The 20357-nt window shown below is 46.5% G+C and carries 14 protein-coding genes and 2 tRNA genes; 8 read left to right on the top strand and 8 right to left on the bottom strand.

Annotation, left to right across the window (positions count from 1 at the left end; all coding sequences use genetic code 11):
* Window positions 1–14: 14 nt before the first annotated feature.
* Window positions 15–584: a tetratricopeptide repeat protein gene (locus QUB44_RS23640; protein ID WP_333371269.1), complete on the bottom strand. Its 570-nt coding sequence runs from the start codon at window positions 582–584 to the stop codon at window positions 15–17.
* Between the two features lie 387 nt (window positions 585–971).
* On the bottom strand, window positions 972–3050 hold the full coding sequence (locus QUB44_RS23635) for a serine/threonine-protein kinase (RefSeq protein ID WP_333371267.1): 2079 nt from the start codon (window positions 3048–3050) through the stop codon (window positions 972–974).
* Window positions 3051–3505: 455 nt separating this feature from the next.
* Between QUB44_RS23635 and msrP the strand changes: the two genes are divergently transcribed.
* Both msrP and QUB44_RS23625 read left to right on the top strand, forming a co-directional pair.
* On the top strand, window positions 3506–4489 hold the full coding sequence (gene msrP, locus QUB44_RS23630; RefSeq protein WP_333371265.1) for a protein-methionine-sulfoxide reductase catalytic subunit MsrP: 984 nt from the start codon (window positions 3506–3508) through the stop codon (window positions 4487–4489).
* A 260-nt stretch (window positions 4490–4749) separates the two neighbouring features.
* Complete coding sequence (locus QUB44_RS23625; RefSeq protein WP_333371263.1) at window positions 4750–5412, top strand: Uma2 family endonuclease; 663 nt, start codon at window positions 4750–4752, stop codon at window positions 5410–5412.
* A 98-nt stretch (window positions 5413–5510) separates the two neighbouring features.
* Here the strand turns inward: QUB44_RS23625 and miaA are convergent, their stop codons facing one another.
* On the bottom strand, window positions 5511–6413 hold the full coding sequence (miaA, locus tag QUB44_RS23620; protein WP_333371261.1) for a tRNA (adenosine(37)-N6)-dimethylallyltransferase MiaA: 903 nt from the start codon (window positions 6411–6413) through the stop codon (window positions 5511–5513).
* 258 nt (window positions 6414–6671) lie between these two features.
* On the opposite strand from miaA, the gene gyrB reads away from it, so the two are divergent.
* Both gyrB and QUB44_RS23610 read left to right on the top strand, forming a co-directional pair.
* A complete protein-coding gene (gene gyrB / locus QUB44_RS23615) occupies window positions 6672–9917 on the top strand; it encodes a DNA topoisomerase (ATP-hydrolyzing) subunit B (protein WP_333371259.1) in 3246 nt (1081 codons plus the stop codon).
* Between the two features lie 245 nt (window positions 9918–10162).
* The gene (locus QUB44_RS23610; protein ID WP_333371257.1) at window positions 10163–10879 is read left to right on the top strand and encodes a heme oxygenase (biliverdin-producing); all 717 of its coding nucleotides are present in this window, start codon (window positions 10163–10165) and stop codon (window positions 10877–10879) included.
* A gap of 123 nt (window positions 10880–11002) precedes the next feature.
* On the opposite strand, the gene QUB44_RS23605 is transcribed toward QUB44_RS23610, so the two are convergent.
* Both QUB44_RS23605 and QUB44_RS23600 read right to left on the bottom strand, forming a co-directional pair.
* On the bottom strand, window positions 11003–11254 hold the full coding sequence (locus QUB44_RS23605) for a hypothetical protein (protein ID WP_333252520.1): 252 nt from the start codon (window positions 11252–11254) through the stop codon (window positions 11003–11005).
* A gap of 12 nt (window positions 11255–11266) precedes the next feature.
* Window positions 11267–11467 (bottom strand): glutathione S-transferase family protein, encoded by a 201-nt coding sequence (locus QUB44_RS23600; RefSeq protein WP_333145486.1) that lies wholly within the window; start codon window positions 11465–11467, stop codon window positions 11267–11269.
* Between the two features lie 141 nt (window positions 11468–11608).
* Here QUB44_RS23600 and QUB44_RS23595 point away from each other — a divergent pair.
* The 3 genes from QUB44_RS23595 to QUB44_RS23585 all read left to right on the top strand — a co-directional run bounded on the left by QUB44_RS23595 (window position 11609) and on the right by QUB44_RS23585 (window position 12287).
* Window positions 11609–11681: transfer RNA gene (locus QUB44_RS23595), tRNA-Asp, on the top strand.
* Between the two features lie 29 nt (window positions 11682–11710).
* Window positions 11711–11788 (top strand) — tRNA-Glu (locus tag QUB44_RS23590).
* Window positions 11789–11885: 97 nt separating this feature from the next.
* Window positions 11886–12287, top strand: a complete 402-nt coding sequence (locus QUB44_RS23585) for a hypothetical protein (RefSeq protein WP_333252521.1) — start codon at window positions 11886–11888, stop codon at window positions 12285–12287.
* Between the two features lie 102 nt (window positions 12288–12389).
* On the opposite strand, the gene QUB44_RS23580 is transcribed toward QUB44_RS23585, so the two are convergent.
* The 3 genes from QUB44_RS23580 to mfd form a co-directional block, all read right to left on the bottom strand.
* Entirely contained in the window at window positions 12390–13610 is a 1221-nt protein-coding gene (locus QUB44_RS23580; RefSeq protein WP_333371255.1) for a GTPase domain-containing protein, read from the bottom strand.
* A gap of 466 nt (window positions 13611–14076) precedes the next feature.
* Window positions 14077–14730: an S-layer homology domain-containing protein gene (locus QUB44_RS23575; RefSeq protein ID WP_333371253.1), complete on the bottom strand. Its 654-nt coding sequence runs from the start codon at window positions 14728–14730 to the stop codon at window positions 14077–14079.
* A gap of 132 nt (window positions 14731–14862) precedes the next feature.
* Entirely contained in the window at window positions 14863–18432 is a 3570-nt protein-coding gene (gene mfd / locus QUB44_RS23570) for a transcription-repair coupling factor (protein ID WP_333371250.1), read from the bottom strand.
* 511 nt (window positions 18433–18943) lie between these two features.
* On the opposite strand from mfd, the gene QUB44_RS23565 reads away from it, so the two are divergent.
* Window positions 18944–20275 carry a hemolysin family protein gene (locus QUB44_RS23565; RefSeq protein WP_333371249.1) on the top strand — a complete coding sequence of 444 codons (1332 nt, stop codon included), beginning with the start codon at window positions 18944–18946 and terminating at the stop codon, window positions 20273–20275.
* Window positions 20276–20357 lie beyond the last annotated feature (82 nt).

Below are 20357 nucleotides of genomic sequence, written 5' to 3'. Positions count from 1 at the left end.
TATAGCATTTCTCTTCAGTAAGTGGGATTTTTTACTAAATTGCTTCTACCTTCTAACTCCGGCTGTAAATTTAGAGCTTTTTTTTGATAAAATAAACCTTCATTGATTCGACCTTGCTCTTCCAAACTTTTGCCTAAATTCCAATAAGCGACGGCTAAATCTGGTTGAAGAACTAGAGATTTTTGATAGTAAGTTATGGCGTCATCGAGCTGCCCTTGTTTGTAAAACATACTGCCCAAATTAACATATGCTTCGACAAAATTAGGGTCGAATTCGATCGCCTTGGAGTATGCACGAATCGCCGCGTCTATTTTGCCTTGGGCTTGCAGGATATTGCCTATAGTTTTGTAGGCGGCGGCGAAATTGGGTTGCTGGCGAAGTGCTTGGTAACAGGAGGCGATCGCCTCTACATATTTCTGTTGCGTATAATAAATTTCTGCGATCTTGTTGAGTGCGATCGCATTATCTGCTGGAATGGCTAGTAATTTTTGATATTGAGCGATCGCCTCCTCAAGTTTTCCTGATTTCTGGAGGCTCTCGCCCGCTGACAAATACTGCTCTGCTAACTCGGAATTTGCGGTCATAGATTTTAGTTTAACAGCCAAAACTACTTTACCACAACTGTTAGTTAGCAACCGCGATTTCTAGGGATATTCTGACTATTTTCAATTTTAAATTTGTTTTTGTACCAACAGTTCGGACAGTTTTTGATTACCAACCGTAGCATAGAGGTTTTAGGGAACTCCGATTAAAGCGAGATAAAAGTCAGCAAAGTTCTGGACGCACTCTTGACGATCTGAAACGCGGTTGCTGACTATATTTCTCGTTCCTGTTAGCAAAACTCATAGAAAGCGGGTTTCTAACACCCCATGCGTCAGCCTTGAAACTGTCCGAAGTGTTGATATATCAATTAACTGAATGTTCGATCGCCCTAGCTGTTCAAAAATTAATTGAACGGGCGATCGAAAAAATTAAGGAGACAGTCGCCACACCTTAATCGTGTCGTCAAAACTGCCACTTATCAGAGTTTTGTCTTGAGGATTAAAAGCCAAATCCACCCAGGTAGAATGACCCTTCAGCGTGCCCACCGTGTCGGCGGGACTCATCTGCCACCGCTCGCCGGGACTCATCCGCCACAGCTTGATAGTGCCGCTCAAATCGGCGCTGGCCAGCTTGTCTCCGTCGGGACTGAAAGCCAAGGACTTAACCTTGTCGGAATGGCCGATTAAAGTCCGCAGCAGAGAACCGTTGGGCTGCTGGGACTGATTATTTGCGCTGATATCCCACAACTTCACTGTCTTGTCCCAACTGCCACTGGCGAGAGTTTGCCCGTCCGGACTGATGGCGAGAGACCAAACCGCCTCGGAATGACCCCAAAGAGTTTCTTTGAATTCCCCAGTCTGCCAGTTCCACAGGCTGATCTTACCGTCGCTGCTGCCGATCGCCAAAGTTTCTCCATCGGCACTGAAAGCCACCGACTGCACCTCGTCAAAAACCCCGTTGAGAGTTTCCAACTCGGCCCCGCCTTCGACTTGCCACAGCTTCAAAGTTTTGTCCTTACCGACACTGGCAACAGTCTGGCTATCGGGACTGAAAACCACCGAGAACACGCCGTCTGTGTGTCCGTCCAAAGTCTGAATTAACTTGCCAGAATAGAAATTCCACAATTTAATCGTACCGTCCACGCCACCGCTGGCGATCGTCCTGCCGTCGGGACTGACGGCCACCGACCACACCGGCCCCAAATGTCCTGCTAAAACCTTGAGCAGCTTGCCATGACGCTTGTGCAGCAGGTGAATTGTGCCGTCGTTATTAGCGCTGACTATCACGCGGCCGTGGGGAGCTACTGCTACCGCCCAAACCGGGTTTTTGTGTTGATCCGCCAGAGTCCGTACTGCAGGCCGGGACTGCGATGACTCAGCTTTGAAATCCTGCATCGGGGGCGGATTGAACCGAATTTCGGGAATGCTAGAAACAGGCTCAGAAGAAGTGAAAGCCTGCGGTGCTGGAGATGGCAAGCGAGAGCCCAGCACTACGGACAGCAGGGCAACCGCACTTGCTCCCCACATGGCCAAAGTCCACTTGGGTTTGCTGAGAATCACGTCTACCGGTGCCGGGCCGTATTTCATGTCTGTGAGAATTGCCTCGGTTGATCGATAGCGTTTTGATGGTTCTCGCTGCACCATTTTATCCAGGATGCGGCCGAGTCGCGCCGAAACTGGTACTTTCAAATAATGCCTCCAAGCCCAACTCTCGGCTTTGATGTCAAACAAATCAAAGGGCGACATTCCCGTTAACAAGTGAATGCAAGTGACGCCCAAACTGTAGATGTCGCTGCTCTTAATTGCTTGACCTTTAATTTGTTCCGGGGCCGCGTATTCGGCAGAACCTATCACCGTTTCTGTTTTGAGTGGCCCGCTGTTTGCCGGAATTGCCGCGCCGAAATCGACTAAAACTAGCCCAGAGGCACTTTCTTGGGACACGGAATGTAAATCCTCTTTCCCTGCCAAAGCTGGGGATGCTTGGGGAGTTTTCCGGTGAATAATATTGGACGGTTTGATATCTCCGTGAATCAGTTGATTTTCGTGAACAAATTGCAGGACTGGCAACAATTCGCTCAGCAGATACCAAATTTGAATTTCTTTAACAACACCTTTTTCTGAAAGCCGATCGGCTAAATTGCGGCCTTCGATGTATTCTTGCACTAAATACTGGCAGCCTTCGAGTTCAAAAGATGCCAGCAGTTTCGGTATTTGGGGATGTTTGCCCAACTCGCCGAGAACTGAGGCTGAGCCGCGAAATGTCCGGTTTAGCTGGTTTTGACCGTCTGCGGCTGCTGCGGGTTGGCAGAACTGTTGAATGACGCAGCGGGGTTGCGAAGGTTGGTCTTCATCGACGGCTAAGAAGGTGCGGCAAGTGAGACTTTGACCGAGGGTGTGAAAGACTCGGTAGCGACCTTTTAGCAGCAGATTCGACTCGCAACTTTTGCAGACTGTCGCGCGATCGAGATTTTGGGGATTCTGGCAATGGGGATTGATGCAGTAACTCATTTGTCTTTCCGCTGGAGACCCCCGTCCGACATGGTTGCTGGTGGGGGAGGAAAGCGGGGCGGTGCGTGCCGCTTCCTGTGGACAAATTAAATAATTAATTGGAATCTTTGCTTGATCATAATTGTTTCCCAGATTTTCGCCACAATTGCTGCCGTCGATCGCGCGTAAATTATTGCTGACTTTCCTGCGAGCGAGGTTTAATAGGTCGATCGTACCGAGCTCATTCGAGCGATCGGCGGGATTTGCTGTTACCGAATTACGTTATACTGTCATTGCGAATACTTTCAGTGCGATCGCAAGCATTGCCAAAGCAATCGCGAGGCATTGCCAAATATCCGCGATTCTTTGTTCTATGGAGTGAATCTAAAACGTCAAATTTCCCACCTCAAATCGACGAACAGATTAAAACTTAGGCAATTTTCGCCCAACTAACTACTAACTTTTAACTATTACTTATGCCGTTAATTCGCGTACCCAAGTCTTGGGAAATTCTCAACCCACAAATTACCCCAGAAACAGCCTTTCTCAACCGCCGCCGGTTCATGACAAATTTAATTGGCGCCGGCGTGACGGCTTCGCTGCTGCCGCTGACCGGCTGCCAAAGCAATCCTAGCTCAAAAACTGCTCTCGATCAAGGCTCAACCCAAGCATATTCGGGATTGACCCGGAATCGGGCCTTTGCGAAAGTCGATCGAGCGATTACCGACGAAGCCTTAGCTACAAAATACAACAATTTTTACGAATACGGCGGCACAAAATCTATTTGGCAAGCCGCTCAAGCTTTGCCAACAGAAAACTGGAAAGTAGAAGTAGGCGGTTTAGTAAAAAATCCCCGCACTTATGATATTGACGACCTCTACAAAAAATTTCCTATAGAAGAACGAGTTTATCGATTTCGCTGTGTAGAAGCCTGGGCGATGGTAGTTCCTTGGGTCGGATTTCCCATGAAATTACTGATGGCTGATGTCGAACCGCAATCGAAGGCTAAATTCGTTCGCTTCACCTCATTTTACGACCCCAAAATTACTCCCGGCCCCGGTTTGATGTCGCAATTTTATCCTTGGCCTTATACCGAAGGTCTGCGAATTGAAGAAATGGCCAACGATTTAGCATTTTTTGCCACAGGCTTGTACGGCCGACAATTACCTAAGCAAAATGGTGCGCCGCTGCGGCAAGTGATTCCTTGGAAATACGGTTTTAAGGGCGCAAAGTCGATCGTAAAAATTGAATTTGTCGAAAAACAGCCAGCCACTTTTTGGAATACAGTCGGTCCTAACGAATACGCCTTTGAAGCAAATGTCGAACCCGACAAACCTCACCCCAGATGGTCGCAGGCCAGCGAACGCATAGTCGGCCCCGGTAACAGTTGGTCGTGGGAAACTCGCCCGACTTTGCCCTATAACGGTTACGGCGAATATGTAGCTAGTTTGTACAGTTAATTGACTGATTTCCCCTCGTTTCTAGGCTCTGCCTAGGAACGCAAATCAGGAGGCTATGCCTCCCTATTTCTGAGAGGTAGAGCCTCCAATCCCCTCGTTTCTAGGCTCTGCCTAGGAACGCAGATCAGGAGGCTCTGCCTCCCTATTTCTGCGAGGCAGAGCCTCGGATTCAGGCATTCCCAGGCAGAGCCTGGGAGCGAGAAAAAACATCCTATTACCCTCTATAATAAAAATTGATGAAGCTACCAAGGAATTGTTAAATGGTAACAACAACATCAACTCCCGTAGAGCAGCAAACTACCCCAGAAAACCGAGTTACTTTAAAAGGTGTCAGTTGGTCAACTTTTAAAGCATTGCTGGCAGATGTTGGGGACGATAGAGCTTGGAGAATTGCTTACGATGGAGGAGTATTAGAAATCAGGATGCCACATCTAGAACATGAAGTTCCGAAAGGACTGATAGAAAGCTTTATTGAAGCTACAGCAGACGAGCTAGAAATCGAAGTGATGAAAGCTGGTTCTCTGACTCTCGAACGAGAAGATTTAACTCGTGCTGTCGAACCTGATACTTGTTTCTACATTCAAAATGAAGCCAGCGTCAGAGGTAAAAGAGATATCAACCTCCCAGAGGATTTGCCGCCTGATTTAGCAATAGAATCGGCTTACACGAATTCTTCAGTTAATAAAGATTCCATATATGCTGCTCTTGGTGTTCCCGAACTTTGGAGGTATCGGCGGGAATCTCTGCAAGTTTATCGCCTTGTAGAGGGAAAATATGAAATGTGCGATCGCAGTTTAGCTTTTCCCTTTTTACCCGTTGCCGAAATTCCCGGTTTCATCGAACAAAGCAGAACAATCGGACAGCGTGCTGCTGTGCGTTTGTTTCGGCAAAGAATTAGAGAAATTTTACCGAGTCAAAGTTAACGAAAAAATCCGGCTTAATTTAGTTGAATAACTAGCAAGTCAATTTAACTTACATCAACGTTCATCTGCGGTAAAAAAATTAATTTCGATATAAAAAATCACTTGATAAATTCCTGCACTCTCTGCCAAACTCTTTCTAGCAAATCAGGTGCGCTAACATCAAACCATTCAATTTCAGGATAAGCTCGAAACCAGGTGCGCTGTCTCTTGGCAAATTGCCGCGTGTGCAAAATTGTTAATTCTTTGGCTTCTTCAAGCTTAATGTCGCCAGCCAAATATTGTTTCATTTCCTGGTATCCCAGCGTGTTCAATAGTGGCAAGTCGCAGCCGTATTTTTTACACAAATATTCTACTTCAGCAATCCAACCGCGTTCTAGCATTTGTTCTGTGCGCTGTTTGATACGATCGACCAAAACATCAATATCACAATCCAACCCAATTTGTAAAATAGGATAATTAGGAGGATTTTCGCCCTGCTGCTCCGATATAGGGCGACCGGTGACATAAAATACTTCCAGTGCTCTTAAAGTTCTTACTGGGTCATTGAGGTGAATTTTCTCAGCGGCAGAGCGATCGACCTGCTGCAACATCGCGTAACATTGAGATTGTCCGAGTTCTGCAAGTTGCGATCGCAATTCGGGCATCGGTGCTACCCTCGGAATTTTCAAACCGCGCACGATCGATTTAATATATAAGCCCGTCCCTCCAACCAGCAACAGAGGAGGAAACAGCGGAAAATCGACATCAGCAATTAATTTTTGAGCTTGCTGTTGGTAATCTGCTAATGTCAGAGTTTCTGTCGGACCGCAGATGTCTATTAAGTGATGCGGTACACAAGTGCGATCGACCGCCGTCGGTTTTGCCGTTCCGATGTCAAATTCGCGGTACACTTGACGGGAGTCCGCACTCAGGATCGAGGATTGCAGTCGCCCCGCCAAAGCCAAAGCCACTCCCGACTTCCCAGTCGCCGTCGCCCCGCAAATCGTCATTAATCTAGGCATAAGCTGTCGCACATTTCCCTATAAAAACTCTCAAATCCTCTCCTATCAATGCTTTCCCCTCTCTCCCTTCACTGATTCACCGCGATCGGGCTGGGCAGTCCTCAAGCAATCTCAAAACTATTCCCCTCCCTCCCCACGATAAATTTCCCTTCAGAAAGCCCTAGCATCGCCTTTAACGGTTTTGTGCTATAATTTTAGGAGTTTTCCCATTTTAGAAGCTTTCGGGGCTTTAGGCCTCATTATTGGAGCTATTTTTGTATGACCAGCAGCTACAGCGCCGACCAGATTCAAGTTCTCGAAGGTCTCGAAGCAGTCCGTAAACGGCCGGGGATGTACATCGGTACCACCGGTCCGCGAGGACTCCACCATCTAGTTTACGAGGTTGTGGACAATTCCATTGATGAGGCGCTGGCTGGCCACTGCACTCACATCGAGATTGACCTCAACGCTGACGGTTCCGTTACCGTGACAGACGACGGACGGGGCATTCCGACCGGCATAGTTGCCAAGACTGGCAAATCGGGAATAGAAACAGTAATGACTGTACTCCACGCCGGCGGTAAATTTGGCGGTGGTGGCTACAAGGTTTCTGGAGGATTGCACGGTGTAGGTATTTCTGTTGTTAACGCGCTGTCCGAGTGGGTAGAAGTGACAGTTTGGCGCGACCAAAAAGAACATTTACAGCGCTACGAAAGAGGCAATCCAGTTACTGAACTTACTGCCAAGCCCAACAAAGGCAGTCGCACCGGCACTTCAGTTTCTTTCTTGCCAGATACTCAAATATTTAGCACTGGCATTGAATTTGATTACACTACACTCGCCGGGCGCTTGCGAGAATTGGGTTACTTGAATGCGGGCGTGAGAATTACGTTTAGCGACCACCGTTTGGAACTCCTCAAAAGTAGCGAACCTCGCATCGAAACATACTGTTACGAGGGCGGAATCAAGGAATATATCGCCTACATGAACCGCGAAAAGCAGCCTCTGCACGAAGAAGTGATCTACGTGCAAGGCGAACGCAATAACGTGCAGATAGAAGTGGCTTTGCAGTGGTGTGTTGATGCTTTTAGCGACAACGTTCTCGGTTTTGCTAACAACATTCGGACGATCGACGGTGGCACGCACTTAGAAGGTTTGAAGGCTGTTTTGACGCGGACAATGAATTCGATCGCCCGCAAGCGCAACAAAATCAAAGAAAACGAGCCCAACCTCGCCGGCGAAAACGTTCGCGAAGGTTTGACAGCAGTGATTTCGGTCAAAGTCCCAGACCCGGAATTTGAAGGCCAAACTAAAACTAAACTGGGCAATACCGAAGTCCGGGGAATTGTCGATTCCTTGGTAGGCGAAGTATTGACAGAATATTTAGAGTTTCGCCCCCAAGTAGCCGACGCTATTTTGGAAAAAGCAATTCAGGCATTTAAGGCCGCTGAAGCAGCCCGTCGTGCCCGCGATTTAGTCCGCCGCAAATCAGTCTTAGAATCGTCTCCTTTGCCTGGAAAATTAGCGGACTGTAGCTCCAGAGACCCCGCCCTGTCTGAGATATACCTGGTCGAGGGCGATTCCGCGGGGGGCTGTTTTTTTTCATCTCAAGAAATAAAATTAGCTGACGGTACGACAAAAACTATCAAACAGATAGTTGACGAACAAGCAGAAGGCAAAGAACACTTTTGCTACACCATTCGCGAGAGTGGAAACATCGGGTTTGAGCGAATAACTAATGCTCGGATGACTAAAGCAAATGCTGAAGTTGTCAAACTGACATTAGACAATGGGGAGACAATAACTTGCACTCCCGACCATCCATTCATGTTGCGGGATGGCACTTACAAAGCAGCCGCCATGCTGACACCGGAAGATTCATTAATGCCGTTCCACAGCAAGTTGTCGGAAAAAACCAAACAGGGTCAGGGACTTAACGGTTACGAAATGGTTTGGAATCCCAACAGTGATAAGTGGATTTACACCCATCTTTTAGCGGATTTCTACAACCTGAAACACGGCGTTTATCTCGCATCTGACGGCAATCACCGCCATCACGTTGACTTTAACAAACTCAACAACAATCCGACAAATATTCAGCGATTGCCTGCTGAGGATCACTTGGCTCTTCACCGCGCGAACCTTGAGAAAACCTTGCACAGGCCCGATGTCATTGAAAAGAGCCGTCAAGCTCACATGACCGATGAATTTCGGGCGATGATGAAAGAGCGGATGCGGCAGCCCGAAACGCGACAAATTCTTTCAGAACAGGCGAAAGCTCAGTGGGAAGATGAAGAGTATAAAGCTTACATGACGAGCAAGTGGCGGGAGTTTTACGATACTGATGAAACTTATCGCCAGCAGAATAATGAACTGCTGAACCAAGCCCAGCAAGAGTATTGGAGTTCCGAAGAAAACCGTTTGGCTCAGTCGGAACGGGTTCGCAATCATTTTGCTAACAATCCTGAAGCACGGCAGACTAATTCGCAATTTGCGAAAGAGCAGTGGCAAGATGAGAATTTGTTGGACTGGCGGCGCGAAAAAACTAAGGAACAGTGGACGCCGGAGTTTCGCCAGAAACGTAAAGAAGCTTTGAACGAAACTTATTACCGCAAAACTCTTGAAGCTTTGAAGGCTGTTGAGATGAAAATGGGCTGGATTGATGTTGATTATTACAATATCTACCGCCGCACGAAAAAAGATAAGTGTTTGTTGAAGTATGAGAGTTTTTGCGATCGCTACTTTAATGGTGATGCACTATATGCTCGCCAAGCGGTTCGGAATTACAACCACCGGGTTGTCAAGATCGAACATTTGGAGGAGCGGTACGATGTCTACGACATCGAAGTGCCCAACAGTCACAACTTTGCATTAGGGGCGGGAATTTTTGTCCATAACAGTGCCAAACAAGGGCGCGATCGCCAATTCCAAGCAATCCTGCCTTTGCGCGGTAAAATTCTCAACATTGAGAAAACAGACGATGCCAAAATCTACAAAAATAACGAAATTCAATCGTTAATTACAGCCCTGGGTTTGGGCATCAAAGGCGAAGAATTCGATCCGGGGCAATTGCGGTATCACCACATCGTAATTATGACTGACGCTGACGTTGATGGTGCCCACATCCGCACCCTGTTGTTGACTTTCTTCTACCGCTATCAGCGCGCACTTGTAGAACAAGGTTACATCTATATTGCTTGTCCTCCTCTCTATAAAGTGGAACGCGGACGCAATCATTACTACTGTTACAGCGAACGCGAAAGGAATGCTCTCATCCGCAATGAATTTCCGGCGAATGCTAACTACACCATTCAGCGGTTCAAAGGTTTGGGTGAAATGATGCCGACACAGTTGTGGGATACAACGATGAACCCAGAAACTCGGACGCTGAAACGGGTGGAGATTGAAGACGCTGCTGAGGCCGATCGCATATTTACGATCTTAATGGGCGATCGTGTCGCCCCCCGCCGCGAATTCATCGAAACCTACGGCCCCAAACTCAACCTCCTCGACTTGGACATCTAAATTAGCCAGTAGTCAGTAGTCATTAGTCATTAGTCAGTAGTCATTCGCTAACAGCCAATGACTGAGGACTAATGACTAAACTGTTTGTGCCTTCTACCTTCGGATGCCTTCTACTGAGTCTAGGTTTTGTTATAAAAATTAATACAATCTCTCATCAAATCGATCTAAGGTAAATGCTTAGGTAAATTTTAGATTTTTGGCGCATCCATCAACTACCACAAAAATAGAAGGTTGGACAATATAGCATGAGCATCAATTTAGCGACCAAATTGCGTGAGGGAACCAAAAAGTCCCACACAATGGCAGAAAACGTCGGTTTTGTCAAGTGTTTTTTAAAAGGCGTTGTAGAAAAAACTTCTTACCGGAAGTTAGTAGGAAACCTCTACTTTGTCTACTCGGCAATGGAAGAGGAAATGGAACGGCAAAAGCAGCATCCGGTTGTTTCAAAAATATACTTTTCTGAGTTGAATCGCAAACAAAGCTTAGAGCAAGATTTATTTTACTACTACGGTGCCAATTGGCGCGAACAAGTAGCTCCGTCAGCCGCAGCTAAAGCTTATGTGCAGCGCATTCACGAGATTTCGGCGACCGCACCGGAACTGTTAGTAGCTCACTCTTACACTCGCTACCTTGGCGATTTATCTGGCGGACAAATCCTGAAGGGAATTGCCCAGCGCGGGATGAATCTTTCCGAGGGAGAAGGCACTGCTTTCTATGAATTCCAGGATATTCCTGATGAAAAAGAATTCAAGGCTAACTACCGTCAGGCAATGAATGAACTGCCGATTGACGAAGCAACAGCAGAGCGAATTGTTGACGAAGCTAATGCAGCTTTTGGCATGAACATGAAGATGTTTATGGAGTTAGAAGGCAATTTAATTAAAGCTGTCGGTCAGATGCTTTTCAATACCCTGACGCGGAAGCGCGGTGGCGCCAGTACGGAATTGGCTACTGCTGATTGAGTTAAAGCTCACTGGGAATAATTTGAGCCTCGTTTAAGAGGAAAAACTTAAATCCTGGGGGTTTGATGGCTGCTTTTACAGTCACCAAATCTCCGGGATTTTGCATTGTGTTCCTCTGCAAAATCAGTCCGCGCGAGCGGAGCTATCTCGAAGGGAATCATCCGCCAGTAACTCCTCAAATTTTTCCGCTGTATCTCCGGCTACACCCAGAATTTGACCTGTTAAGGGAAACATCGCCGGCAACAGTTCAATCAACGCCACCATTTCCACCATCCGCACAATTCCCAACGCTTTCGCCTCAGTTGGTAGCAGTGCAGGTGTGGGGTATTTCGCCTCCAGATCAACCAGAATTGCCAGCGACTCAACCAAAGTCAAATCTTCATCTATTCATACAGGAATGCGATGGAAAGGGTTGATTGCGGAGAATTCCGGCCCAAATTGGTCGCCATCTAGGTTAAGGGCGATCGGCTCAAAAGCAATCTGCTTTTCCAGCGCCACCCACAGGCGGCGATCGTTCAGAGAAATTGGAGTGTAGTACAACTTCAGCATCGGATTCACCACCCGCGACACTACCAGTTTAGCTCCCAAACATCTTGATTGATCAGGGGTTTACCGAATAGGTAATTAGTCATGTCACATACTTTTGGACAGGCTTGACTGCAAGTGCGATCGCCCCCTTGGGTTGTAGTACGCGAAGTCAAGCGCCACCCCGTCCAAACAGCAATTTGTGAGGCTGTAGCTCAATTGGGAGAGCGTCGCTCTGTCACAGCGAAGGTAGCGGGATCGAAACCCGTCAACCTCGTCTCCGTTTCCGGGAGTTACGAGTTTTAAAGTCCCATAGGCAAATTGGTTTAAGCCGTCTGCCCCTCAAGCAGAAGATTGCGAGTTCAAACCTCGTCGGGAATCCCAGGTTAGGTGGCCGATCAGAAGTATTTTTAGATTGGCAATTCTGAGATAGTTAAGTTAAACTTCTAAGTGTTAAATAAGAGTTTGTGTATTGCAGGCAATGAATAATTTTGTTCTTGAACCAACTCATGAAAATCTCGAACGCTATAAAAGAGTACAAGGTGAAGAGACTTATTGGCATACCGCAGATTTCTTTCTGTTTGACCCCAACATTAAAAATGAACTCTCGATCATTTTCGATTCTTATATGGAGGCATTTATGGAGTCTGACGAAGATGAGGCTAGTCGCAAAATTGCTTTTTCGCTTGGCAGAATGATCGTCAAAGCAGCTAGAGAGATTGGAGTCTCACCCAAAGACTTTCGAGATCAGTTTAATAACTACGCAACAGTGATTTGGACTCCCATTTGTATATGGCGGAAGGATAATTTAGGTGAAATCAGCTATTCCTTAATGAGTGGTTTACAATGCAGCTCAGAAAAAATTTTATTACCCCCTTTCTAAAACAAAAAATAGCGAACGCCTATATTATTAACCTTTCCAGGGCGATCGCTTTAGTTGTTATCGCTTTAGTTGTTGAGGTAATTGCCTCGTGATGACGATGGCTTAGTTTGCAAAAGCGGGAATTGAGCCTATCCCCAACCCAATTTTGATAGCTTCCATCCACTGTTGCACCATATCTTTCAAGGTTTCTTTGATGTCTGGCAGTGGTTCTCCTTCATACTCAGCTTGCTTATATATTTTCATCGCCTCGATATAGGCAAGAGCTAGAAAACCTGTGCAGAGAGCAGTAGTAACAGCAGCAATACATCTGAAAATGGGGAATCCACTTACTGGATTGAAGTTGTCCAACCCTGGTAACAAATCGATTAGTTGATCTTTGAAGGGTAGTGCATCTGTCATTCCGTTAAGCATAACACCAAATTGAGATAAAACGTCATGAACAGTTTGGATATTGTCATAATTAACTCCTGGCAAGTTGTTGAGAATTTGAGCCAGTTCAACCTCAATACCTGTTGTACCAATTACTGCACACAATTCTGAAAGAAGTTTCCCATCAAAATTGTAACCAAAGGTTTTGGAAATATCTGCAAGCATCCAAGATTGTAGAGTAGCTACTAGCGGTGTTTGCATCATTGGAACTGGCAACAATCGAGCGGTAAGTACCTTAGCGCATCCATCTATACACAAACCAAAAGATTTATCTGCCTTGGATTTCATCGCATTCAAAATTGCTGTTTTAGCAATCTCTTCTAGTAAATGTTCAGTGCCAAATAGTAAAGAGTCTAAACCGTAAGGTTTAATGTCGTAATGAGGTGTTTTTTCTCGCACTGCCATGACTGGGATCACTTTCTTAATTTCCGAAATGCCCCTGAGAAAAGGTTCTAACCAGCTTTTTTCCACTCCTGAAGTGCGAGTAATTACAGCAATAACTGGAAGTTCTTTCGCAATTGACGAAATCCAACGCCGATCGATTAGTGTTTCTCTTATAACTTGAGAGTTTACACAGTACCAAATTGCATGGATTTGGTCTTCTGGTTCTTTGTATTTCTGTTGCTTGATGAACTTAGCAATTTGCTCCTTGACCCTATCCTGCTGTTTTTTATTATTTTCAAGTCCCGGTGTATCATAGATTGCTATTGGTAGTCCTGGCTTTTGATATGGTGGGTTTGAAATGCTGTTTGTAACAGAGTCGCTAATGGGAAAATTCAACATTGAACTAATTAGTGTACTCTTCCCAGCCCCGGTACTGCCAATCACCAAAACGTTACATCTTTTAATCTGCTTGATAGCTGTTGGAAATCTATGACCAAAGCTTAAAACCATATCCAGCCACCGCTTTTTTATTTAAAGTTACGTCTATCAATGTATCAGTTTTCCCTACACTCCCGCATCCGATTTTTCTGAATAAGTATTTTTCTCTCAGCCTTCAAATGGTTGTGATTGCTTGAGACATATCTCATGATCGACGCCGGAAGGGTGATACCGCTGGCATTTCCCGACATTCGCGTTTCCGTTGAGAGACTTTTGGGGTGAGTCAGGGCGATCGCACTAAATTTGAAAAAGTATTGACAAAATCAATCAGCTATGTTATGAGCCTAGATGCGGGAGTATAGCTCAGTTGGTTAGAGCAGGTGACTCTTAATCTCAAGGTCGAAGGTTCAAGTTGACAGTAGGGTGCGTCGCTATCAGATTTTTTAGGTTTTTCAGTAGATGGCTGATGGCGACGCACCCTACGGCTATAATTTTTAAATCCAAAATCCAAAATTTAAAATCCAAAATTCAAAATAATTCACCTTCCCACGCCGCGATCAGGAGGCTGCTCGTCCGGGACAGGCAAAGAACTGGGCCTTGCCTGCCGCTCCAAATACTTGCTCAAAGCGTAAGCGATATCCCAGCGAGTCATCGGCTTCAAAGGATTAATCTTATTAGTTCCGAACTCAACATTAACAAACCCTTCATAAAGTGCAGTAGCTATAGACTTTCTAGCCCAATTAGGGATTTCCCCTGCATCTGGATACTTAGCTAAAATCTCGGAAATGCTGGCATCGGGAAACTGAAAAACCCCGTAAGCTTGAGCAAAAATCGCCAAAGCTTCAGCCCGAGTTACCCTTTGATTTGGGAAAAATATCCCGTCGCGATATCCACTCATCGTCCCCGTTTTCAAAGCAGTTTGAATCGCACTGTAAGCCCAGTAACTCTTCGGGACATCCGGCAATTCCATATCCGGTTTCTGAGCTGTTCTCCGCCGTTCCAAACCAAAAGTTTTTACTAAAATCACCGCCAAATCTGCCCGACTGACAAGACCCTCAGCATTAAAATTACCACTAGCATCTTTATTCATCAATCCTGCACTCACAACCCGATCGATCGGGTCAATTATTTGTTGAGATTGAACCGCCATTGGGACTCCTTGCACTAGCGCGATCGCCAAAAAAATACTCACTAACTTTTTCACGATTTTAATCCTTTCTGTCGCTAAAACCATCATGAAAACAGCAGTAATATTTTTTATGGTTCCATCGGTATTATTCTGTGGTTTCGGCGGTACGCTAGATTTGGGGATTATATATTAAAATCAAACATTAGCTTCCGGCAAAGCGCCCTGCATTTTACCCAGCCAATCAATCAAATTATCCAATTGCTTTTGGGCCGTCAAAACCGCCATACCCCGAATAGTAACCTTCCCCTTGCTGTAGACAAAACGAGAGCGCAAATGTTCCGGCAAATTAGCCTTGAGCAAATTCCAAGCAGGCTCTTCCATCGCAGTTTCCAAAACTATGTTCTGCTTATTCTCCGGTTTGATCCGAGAAAAACCGATTTTTTTAGAGATTTGTTTGAGTTCGACAACACGGATAAGTTGCTGGGCTGGCAGAGGAATTGGCCCATAACGATCGCACCAATCAGCCTGAATCTGCTGTAATTCTTCAGGGGTATTAGCAGAAGCCACAGACCGGTAAGCGCTCATCTTTTGATCTAAATCTGCGATGTAATCGGCAGGAATAAATGCCGTCAAAGTGAGGTCGATTTGCGCGTCCTCAACTTTCGGAATTTCCTGACCCTTAATTTCCCGAATAGCCTCCTCTAACATTTCAGCATACAAATCAAAACCGATCGCCTCCATTTGACCAGATTGTTCAGTACCCAAAACATCACCCGAACCGCGAATTTCCATATCTCGGACAGCCAACTGATAGCCTGATCCCAACTGCGCGAACTCTTGAATTGCCCGCAGCCGCTGCCTTGCAGCATCAGAAAGTTGGTTCTGCTTCGGATAAAACAGCCAAGCATGAGCTTGAATCCCCGCGCGTCCCACCCGTCCCCGCAACTGGTAAAGCTGACCCAAACCAAACTTCTGCGCGTCTTCAATTAAAATAGTATTGACTCGCGGAATATCCAAACCCGACTCAATAATCGTCGTGCACACCAAAATATCGAAATCTGCCGCACTGAAAGTCAGCATGATTGATTCTAGTTCCGAAGCATCCATTTGACCGTGGGCGATGGCAATTCTGGCAGACGGAACCATCTCCTGCAACTGAGTGGCCAACTCATCAATCCCCTCAATCCGCGGCACCACGTAAAAAACCTGACCGCCCCTGTCCAATTCTTGACGAATTGCCGATCGCACCGTTTCCGGGTTATAGGGAGCCAAATGCGTCTGAATCGGGCGCCTGGAAGGAGGCGGAGTCGAAATCAAACTCATCTCGCGAATCCCCGACAGCGACATATACAAAGTCCGGGGAATCGGCGTTGCTGTCAGAGTCAGAACATCTACCTCTGTTTTGAGAGATTTAATTGCTTCCTTTTGCTTAACTCCAAACCGCTGTTCTTCATCCACCACCAACAAGCCCAAATCCCGAAATTTAATCGCTTTGCTCAAAACAGCTTGAGTACCGACAATCACATCTAATTCCCCAGTCGCTAAACGCTTGTGAATCTCCCGGCGCTCGGTTTCAGTGCGAAAGCGATTGAGCAAACCAACTTCGATCGGATAAGGGGAAAAACGCTCCGAGAGCGTGTGATAGTGCTGTTGGGTTAAAATCGTCGTAGGCGCGAGCAAAGCCACCTGCTTGCCCGCCGTAACCGCCTTAAAAATCGCTCTCAGAGCCACTTCTGTCTTACCAAAACCGACATCGCCACACACCAAGCGATCCATCGGTCGATCGCCCTCCATGTCACGTTTCACATCCTGAGTTGCCTTCAACTGATCCGGGGTTGGCTGGTAAGGAAAAGAATCCTCTAATTCTTGTTGCCAAGGCATATCAGGAGGAAAAGCGTAACCTGTTTGTTTAGCTCTTTTAGCATAAAGATTCAGCAAATCCACTGCCAATTTTTTAACAGCTTTGCGAACCTTTGTTTTAGTTTTTTCCCAAGTTTGACCTGTCAGCTTGTTTAGATCCGGTACTTTATCGGCTACAGTCCGAAACCTCGACAAAGCGCCCAATTGATCTGCCGCCACTCTCAGGGTACCGTCAGCGTATTGAATCAACAAATATTCGCGAGTTTCACGATCGATCGTCAAACGTTCCAACTTGATAAATTTACCCACTCCGTGCTGGCGGTGAACCACATAATCACCAGGGCTTAATTTATTCGGGTCTACTTGCTTAGAAGCAGCACGGCGGCGCTTGCGGACGTAGCTAAAAGTAGCGAGAGAATGCTGACCGTAAAATTCCCGATCCGTAATTAAAACAATCCGAAAAGTCGGCAGAATAAACCCTTCCAATTCGGCTAGCCCGCTGTACTTCAAAGCAACCGGAACGTGCTGCAATTGCAACTTGTCGATCGCCAAATAATCGCGCGGATTCACCACAAACTGAGCCGGACAGTCGTGTTCCGAAAGCAGAGAAACCGATCGACTCGGTTGAGCAGAAACCAGAAAAATGGTAAAACCGCGATCGCGCTCTTCTCTGAGCATTTGAGACAACTTAGCAAATTGGTGAGGCATCACCGGCACAGGCCGAGAAGCCAAATTAATCGCAGACGGTAGCTGGTCGCCATCTGCAGAGCTGTGAATTTTTTTAGTAGTAGAATCTTCTGCCAATTCTGAAAGTTCTAGCCGCTCGAAAGCTGCGACATCTGCCATAGATTCAGCAAAAGTTCGGTGAATTTTCGGAACTTTCAAATTAGCAATTGGCAACTTTTCTGTTCCCGCCTCAGCAACTTCCGATTCCCTATTGCAATTATTCCACTGTTCCTGTGCATTCTCAAACCAGCGGTCGCTGTGAGCTTCGCACCCTTGCGGTTCGTCAATAACAACTAAAGTATTTTCAGTCAAATAATCCAACAAAGATGCAGGTTGCTCGAACGCTAAACCCAACAGCCTGCGGACAAATTTTTCTGCTTCATTTTCGCCTTCATTTTCGGGGTCTAAAGAGCCTAGGCGGTTGATTGCGTCAAGCTTTTTTTCTGATAAAACTGCTTTAATAATTGTGTTAAAATTAGTGGGAGTTAAAACTAATCGATCGACCTTATCGAGCGATCGCTGGGAAGACGGATCGAACTCCCGAATTTGCTCCAAATTATCTCCGAACCATTCCAGCCGTACTGGCAACTCCGCCGCTACGGGAAAGACATCGACAATATCGCCCCGGCGACTCCATTGGCCCTCCATTTCCACCAGAGTCACCCGATCGTACCCCATCGATACCAGTTGACGATCCAGTATCTTTGAGTCTTGAACCGCACCTCGCTTCAGCGTCAGACAGTAGGGCTCAAAAGCAGCAGGCGGCGGCAAGTGAGACTGGAGAGCTCTTTCGGTAGCTACAATCGCGATCGGCTTAGAATTAGCGTTTGTTTCTTGTTTCTTGACCAAATCCGCCAGCACCTGCATTTGCCCCCACGTCATTTCATTCTCGTCGGAGTAAGATAGCTCGTAGGGCGAAGCCTCCGAAGTTGGGTAAAAATGCACAGTCTGCCAGCCCATAGCCTCCAGCCCTGCCACCCAACGGCCGGCTTCTTCTAGAGTTGCCGTCACTACCAGTAAACTCCGCCCTTCTTGCTGTGCGAGGGCGGAAGCTACTAAACCTTTAGGCAAACGGGCTACACCGGACAGTTGCACGTAGCGATGGCGCTTGAGCTTGTTGAGGAGTTCTGTTGCTAGGGGCGATCGCCCGAGGGTACGAATTATTGAAGAGAAAGTCATGCGCTTTTAATTTTAATCCCTGATCGGCGAAGGCTCTTTCCCTTTGCCTGTTAAGGAGATTGTACGACAAACATCCATGATTGTGCCGCTCTGCTGTGGACCGAAAGCATCCAGGATACAAGCCCCCGGATTCATCCGTGGGGTCAAGGCTTCAATCTAAAATCTAAAATCTAAAATCGATTGACGCCTTGGAACTTAACTGGAGATAGATTTCTGCTTTAATATGTCAATCCTGCGATCGGGATCGAGCCAGTTCCGTTAATCTAGTGACAGGTTTAGAAAAAATTTCGATTTTGCGATGATCGAGATTCGCAGCTTCCAGACCTCTCCTGTGACTGCACCCAAAGACGGATACCCTGCCACGTACTCAAGTTGTGAAGATCGAAAAATTTTAGACATTAGGGAAATCCCCCAGATACTGGCTGCGGAGTCAATCTAAAATCTAAAATCTAAAATCTAAAATCGACTAACCGGGCAGAGCGCTTCGCCGTTACTACCGAAAATTTTAGAAATGTCCTCAAGTACCGATATTCTGATTGTTCTCCTGCTAATTTTCCTCAATGGCTTGTTTGTGATGTCAGAGATGGCCATCATCTCTGTACGGAAGGTGAGACTGCAACAGATGGCCAACCAAGGTTCGATCAATGCCCGTGTAGCTTTGGATCTGGCTAATGCCCCCAATCAGTTCTTGCCGACAGTTCAAATCGGGATTACGATGCTGGCCATTCTGTCGGGCGCTTTCGGAGAAACGACGATTTCTAGAAGGGTAGAGCCTTTGTTGCGGCTGATTCCTGCCCTTGCGCCCTATTCTCAGACGATCGCCTCAGTAGTAGCAGTTTTAACCATCACTTATCTGACCTTAATTATCGGCGAACTCGTGCCGAAGCGACTGGCACTCAACAACCCGGAGCCGATCGCTTCAAGCGTAGCAATTCCTATGCGAATGCTCTCAAAAATTGGGGCTCCTGCGGTTTATCTGTTAAGTCATTCCACTGACTTAGTGATGCGTATCATGGGGATTGTGCCTTCTACAGAACCGCAAGTTACAGAGGAAGAAATTAAAGTTTTAATCGAGCAAGGGACAGAAGCCGGAACCTTTGAAGAAGCCGAACAAGACATGGTAGAAAGAGTGTTTCGTTTGGGCGATCGGCGAGTCAGCGCCTTAATGACCCCGCGTCCCGATCTTACCTGGCTCGACCTCGACGATTCAGTCGAAGAAAACCGCCAAAAAATGCTCGGCAGTGGTCATTCTCGGTTTCCCGTTTGTCAGGGAGGGCTCGACAACGTTGTCGGTTTAGTACACGTTACTGATATGCTGTCTCGGACTTTAACTGGTCAACCCCTAGATTTAAGCGCTTCTTTACGACGACCGTTATTTGTACCGGAAAGCACGCGGGGTTTAAAAGTATTAGAACTTTTCAAACAATCTAGCAATCAAATTGCCTTGGTAGTAGACGAATACGGCGTCATTCAAGGATTGGTTACAGTCAACGACATTTTAGTCGAACTCGTTGGCGACTTTCCCTCGATTGAAGATGCTGACGAGCCGGAAGCCGTGCAGCGTGAAGACGGTTCTTGGCTGTTAGACGGAATGCTAGCAGTCGAAGATTTTTTTGAGATATTTGGAATCGAAGAATTGTCAGCAGAACACAAAGGAAGTTACCACACAATGGGCGGTTTTGTGATTACAAATTTGGGCAAAATTCCCACAGCAGCCGAGCATTTTGAGTGGAACGGTTTGCGCGTGGAAGTAGTCGATATGGACGGGAACCGAGTTGATAAAGTCTTGGTAATGCCGATCGACTCAACGGGCGATCGACCTAGAACCCAACCAAAAACCTAAAATTTAAAGGGAGCATCCCGGTTTTGCAAAAGCCTCAAATAGCCAAGAGGTCGTTGAGGTAAGCACAACGAAGTTTTAGCAT

The sequence above is a fragment of the Microcoleus sp. AT3-D2 genome, from assembly GCF_036705715.1.
Taxonomy (GTDB): Bacteria; Cyanobacteriota; Cyanobacteriia; order Cyanobacteriales; family Microcoleaceae; genus Microcoleus.
The sequence above is the reverse complement of the archived record's forward strand: the minus strand, read 5'-3'. Positions and strand labels throughout refer to the sequence as shown.

Bases quoted from the DNA above. Each gene is read 5' to 3' on its own strand.
- QUB44_RS23640 (WP_333371269.1), bottom strand. From the start codon at position 584: ATGACCGCAAATTCCGAGTTAGCAGAGCAGTATTTGTCAGCGGGCGAG.
- QUB44_RS23635 (WP_333371267.1), bottom strand. From the start codon at position 3,050: ATGAGTTACTGCATCAATCCCCATTGCCAGAATCCCCAAAATCTCGAT.
- msrP (WP_333371265.1), top strand. From the start codon at position 3,506: ATGCCGTTAATTCGCGTACCCAAGTCTTGGGAAATTCTCAACCCACAA.
- QUB44_RS23625 (WP_333371263.1), top strand. From the start codon at position 4,750: ATGGTAACAACAACATCAACTCCCGTAGAGCAGCAAACTACCCCAGAA.
- miaA (WP_333371261.1), bottom strand. From the start codon at position 6,413: ATGCCTAGATTAATGACGATTTGCGGGGCGACGGCGACTGGGAAGTCG.
- gyrB (WP_333371259.1), top strand. From the start codon at position 6,672: ATGACCAGCAGCTACAGCGCCGACCAGATTCAAGTTCTCGAAGGTCTC.
- QUB44_RS23610 (WP_333371257.1), top strand. From the start codon at position 10,163: ATGAGCATCAATTTAGCGACCAAATTGCGTGAGGGAACCAAAAAGTCC.
- QUB44_RS23585 (WP_333252521.1), top strand. From the start codon at position 11,886: ATGAATAATTTTGTTCTTGAACCAACTCATGAAAATCTCGAACGCTAT.
- QUB44_RS23580 (WP_333371255.1), bottom strand. From the start codon at position 13,610: ATGGTTTTAAGCTTTGGTCATAGATTTCCAACAGCTATCAAGCAGATT.
- mfd (WP_333371250.1), bottom strand. From the start codon at position 18,432: ATGACTTTCTCTTCAATAATTCGTACCCTCGGGCGATCGCCCCTAGCA.
- QUB44_RS23565 (WP_333371249.1), top strand. From the start codon at position 18,944: ATGTCCTCAAGTACCGATATTCTGATTGTTCTCCTGCTAATTTTCCTC.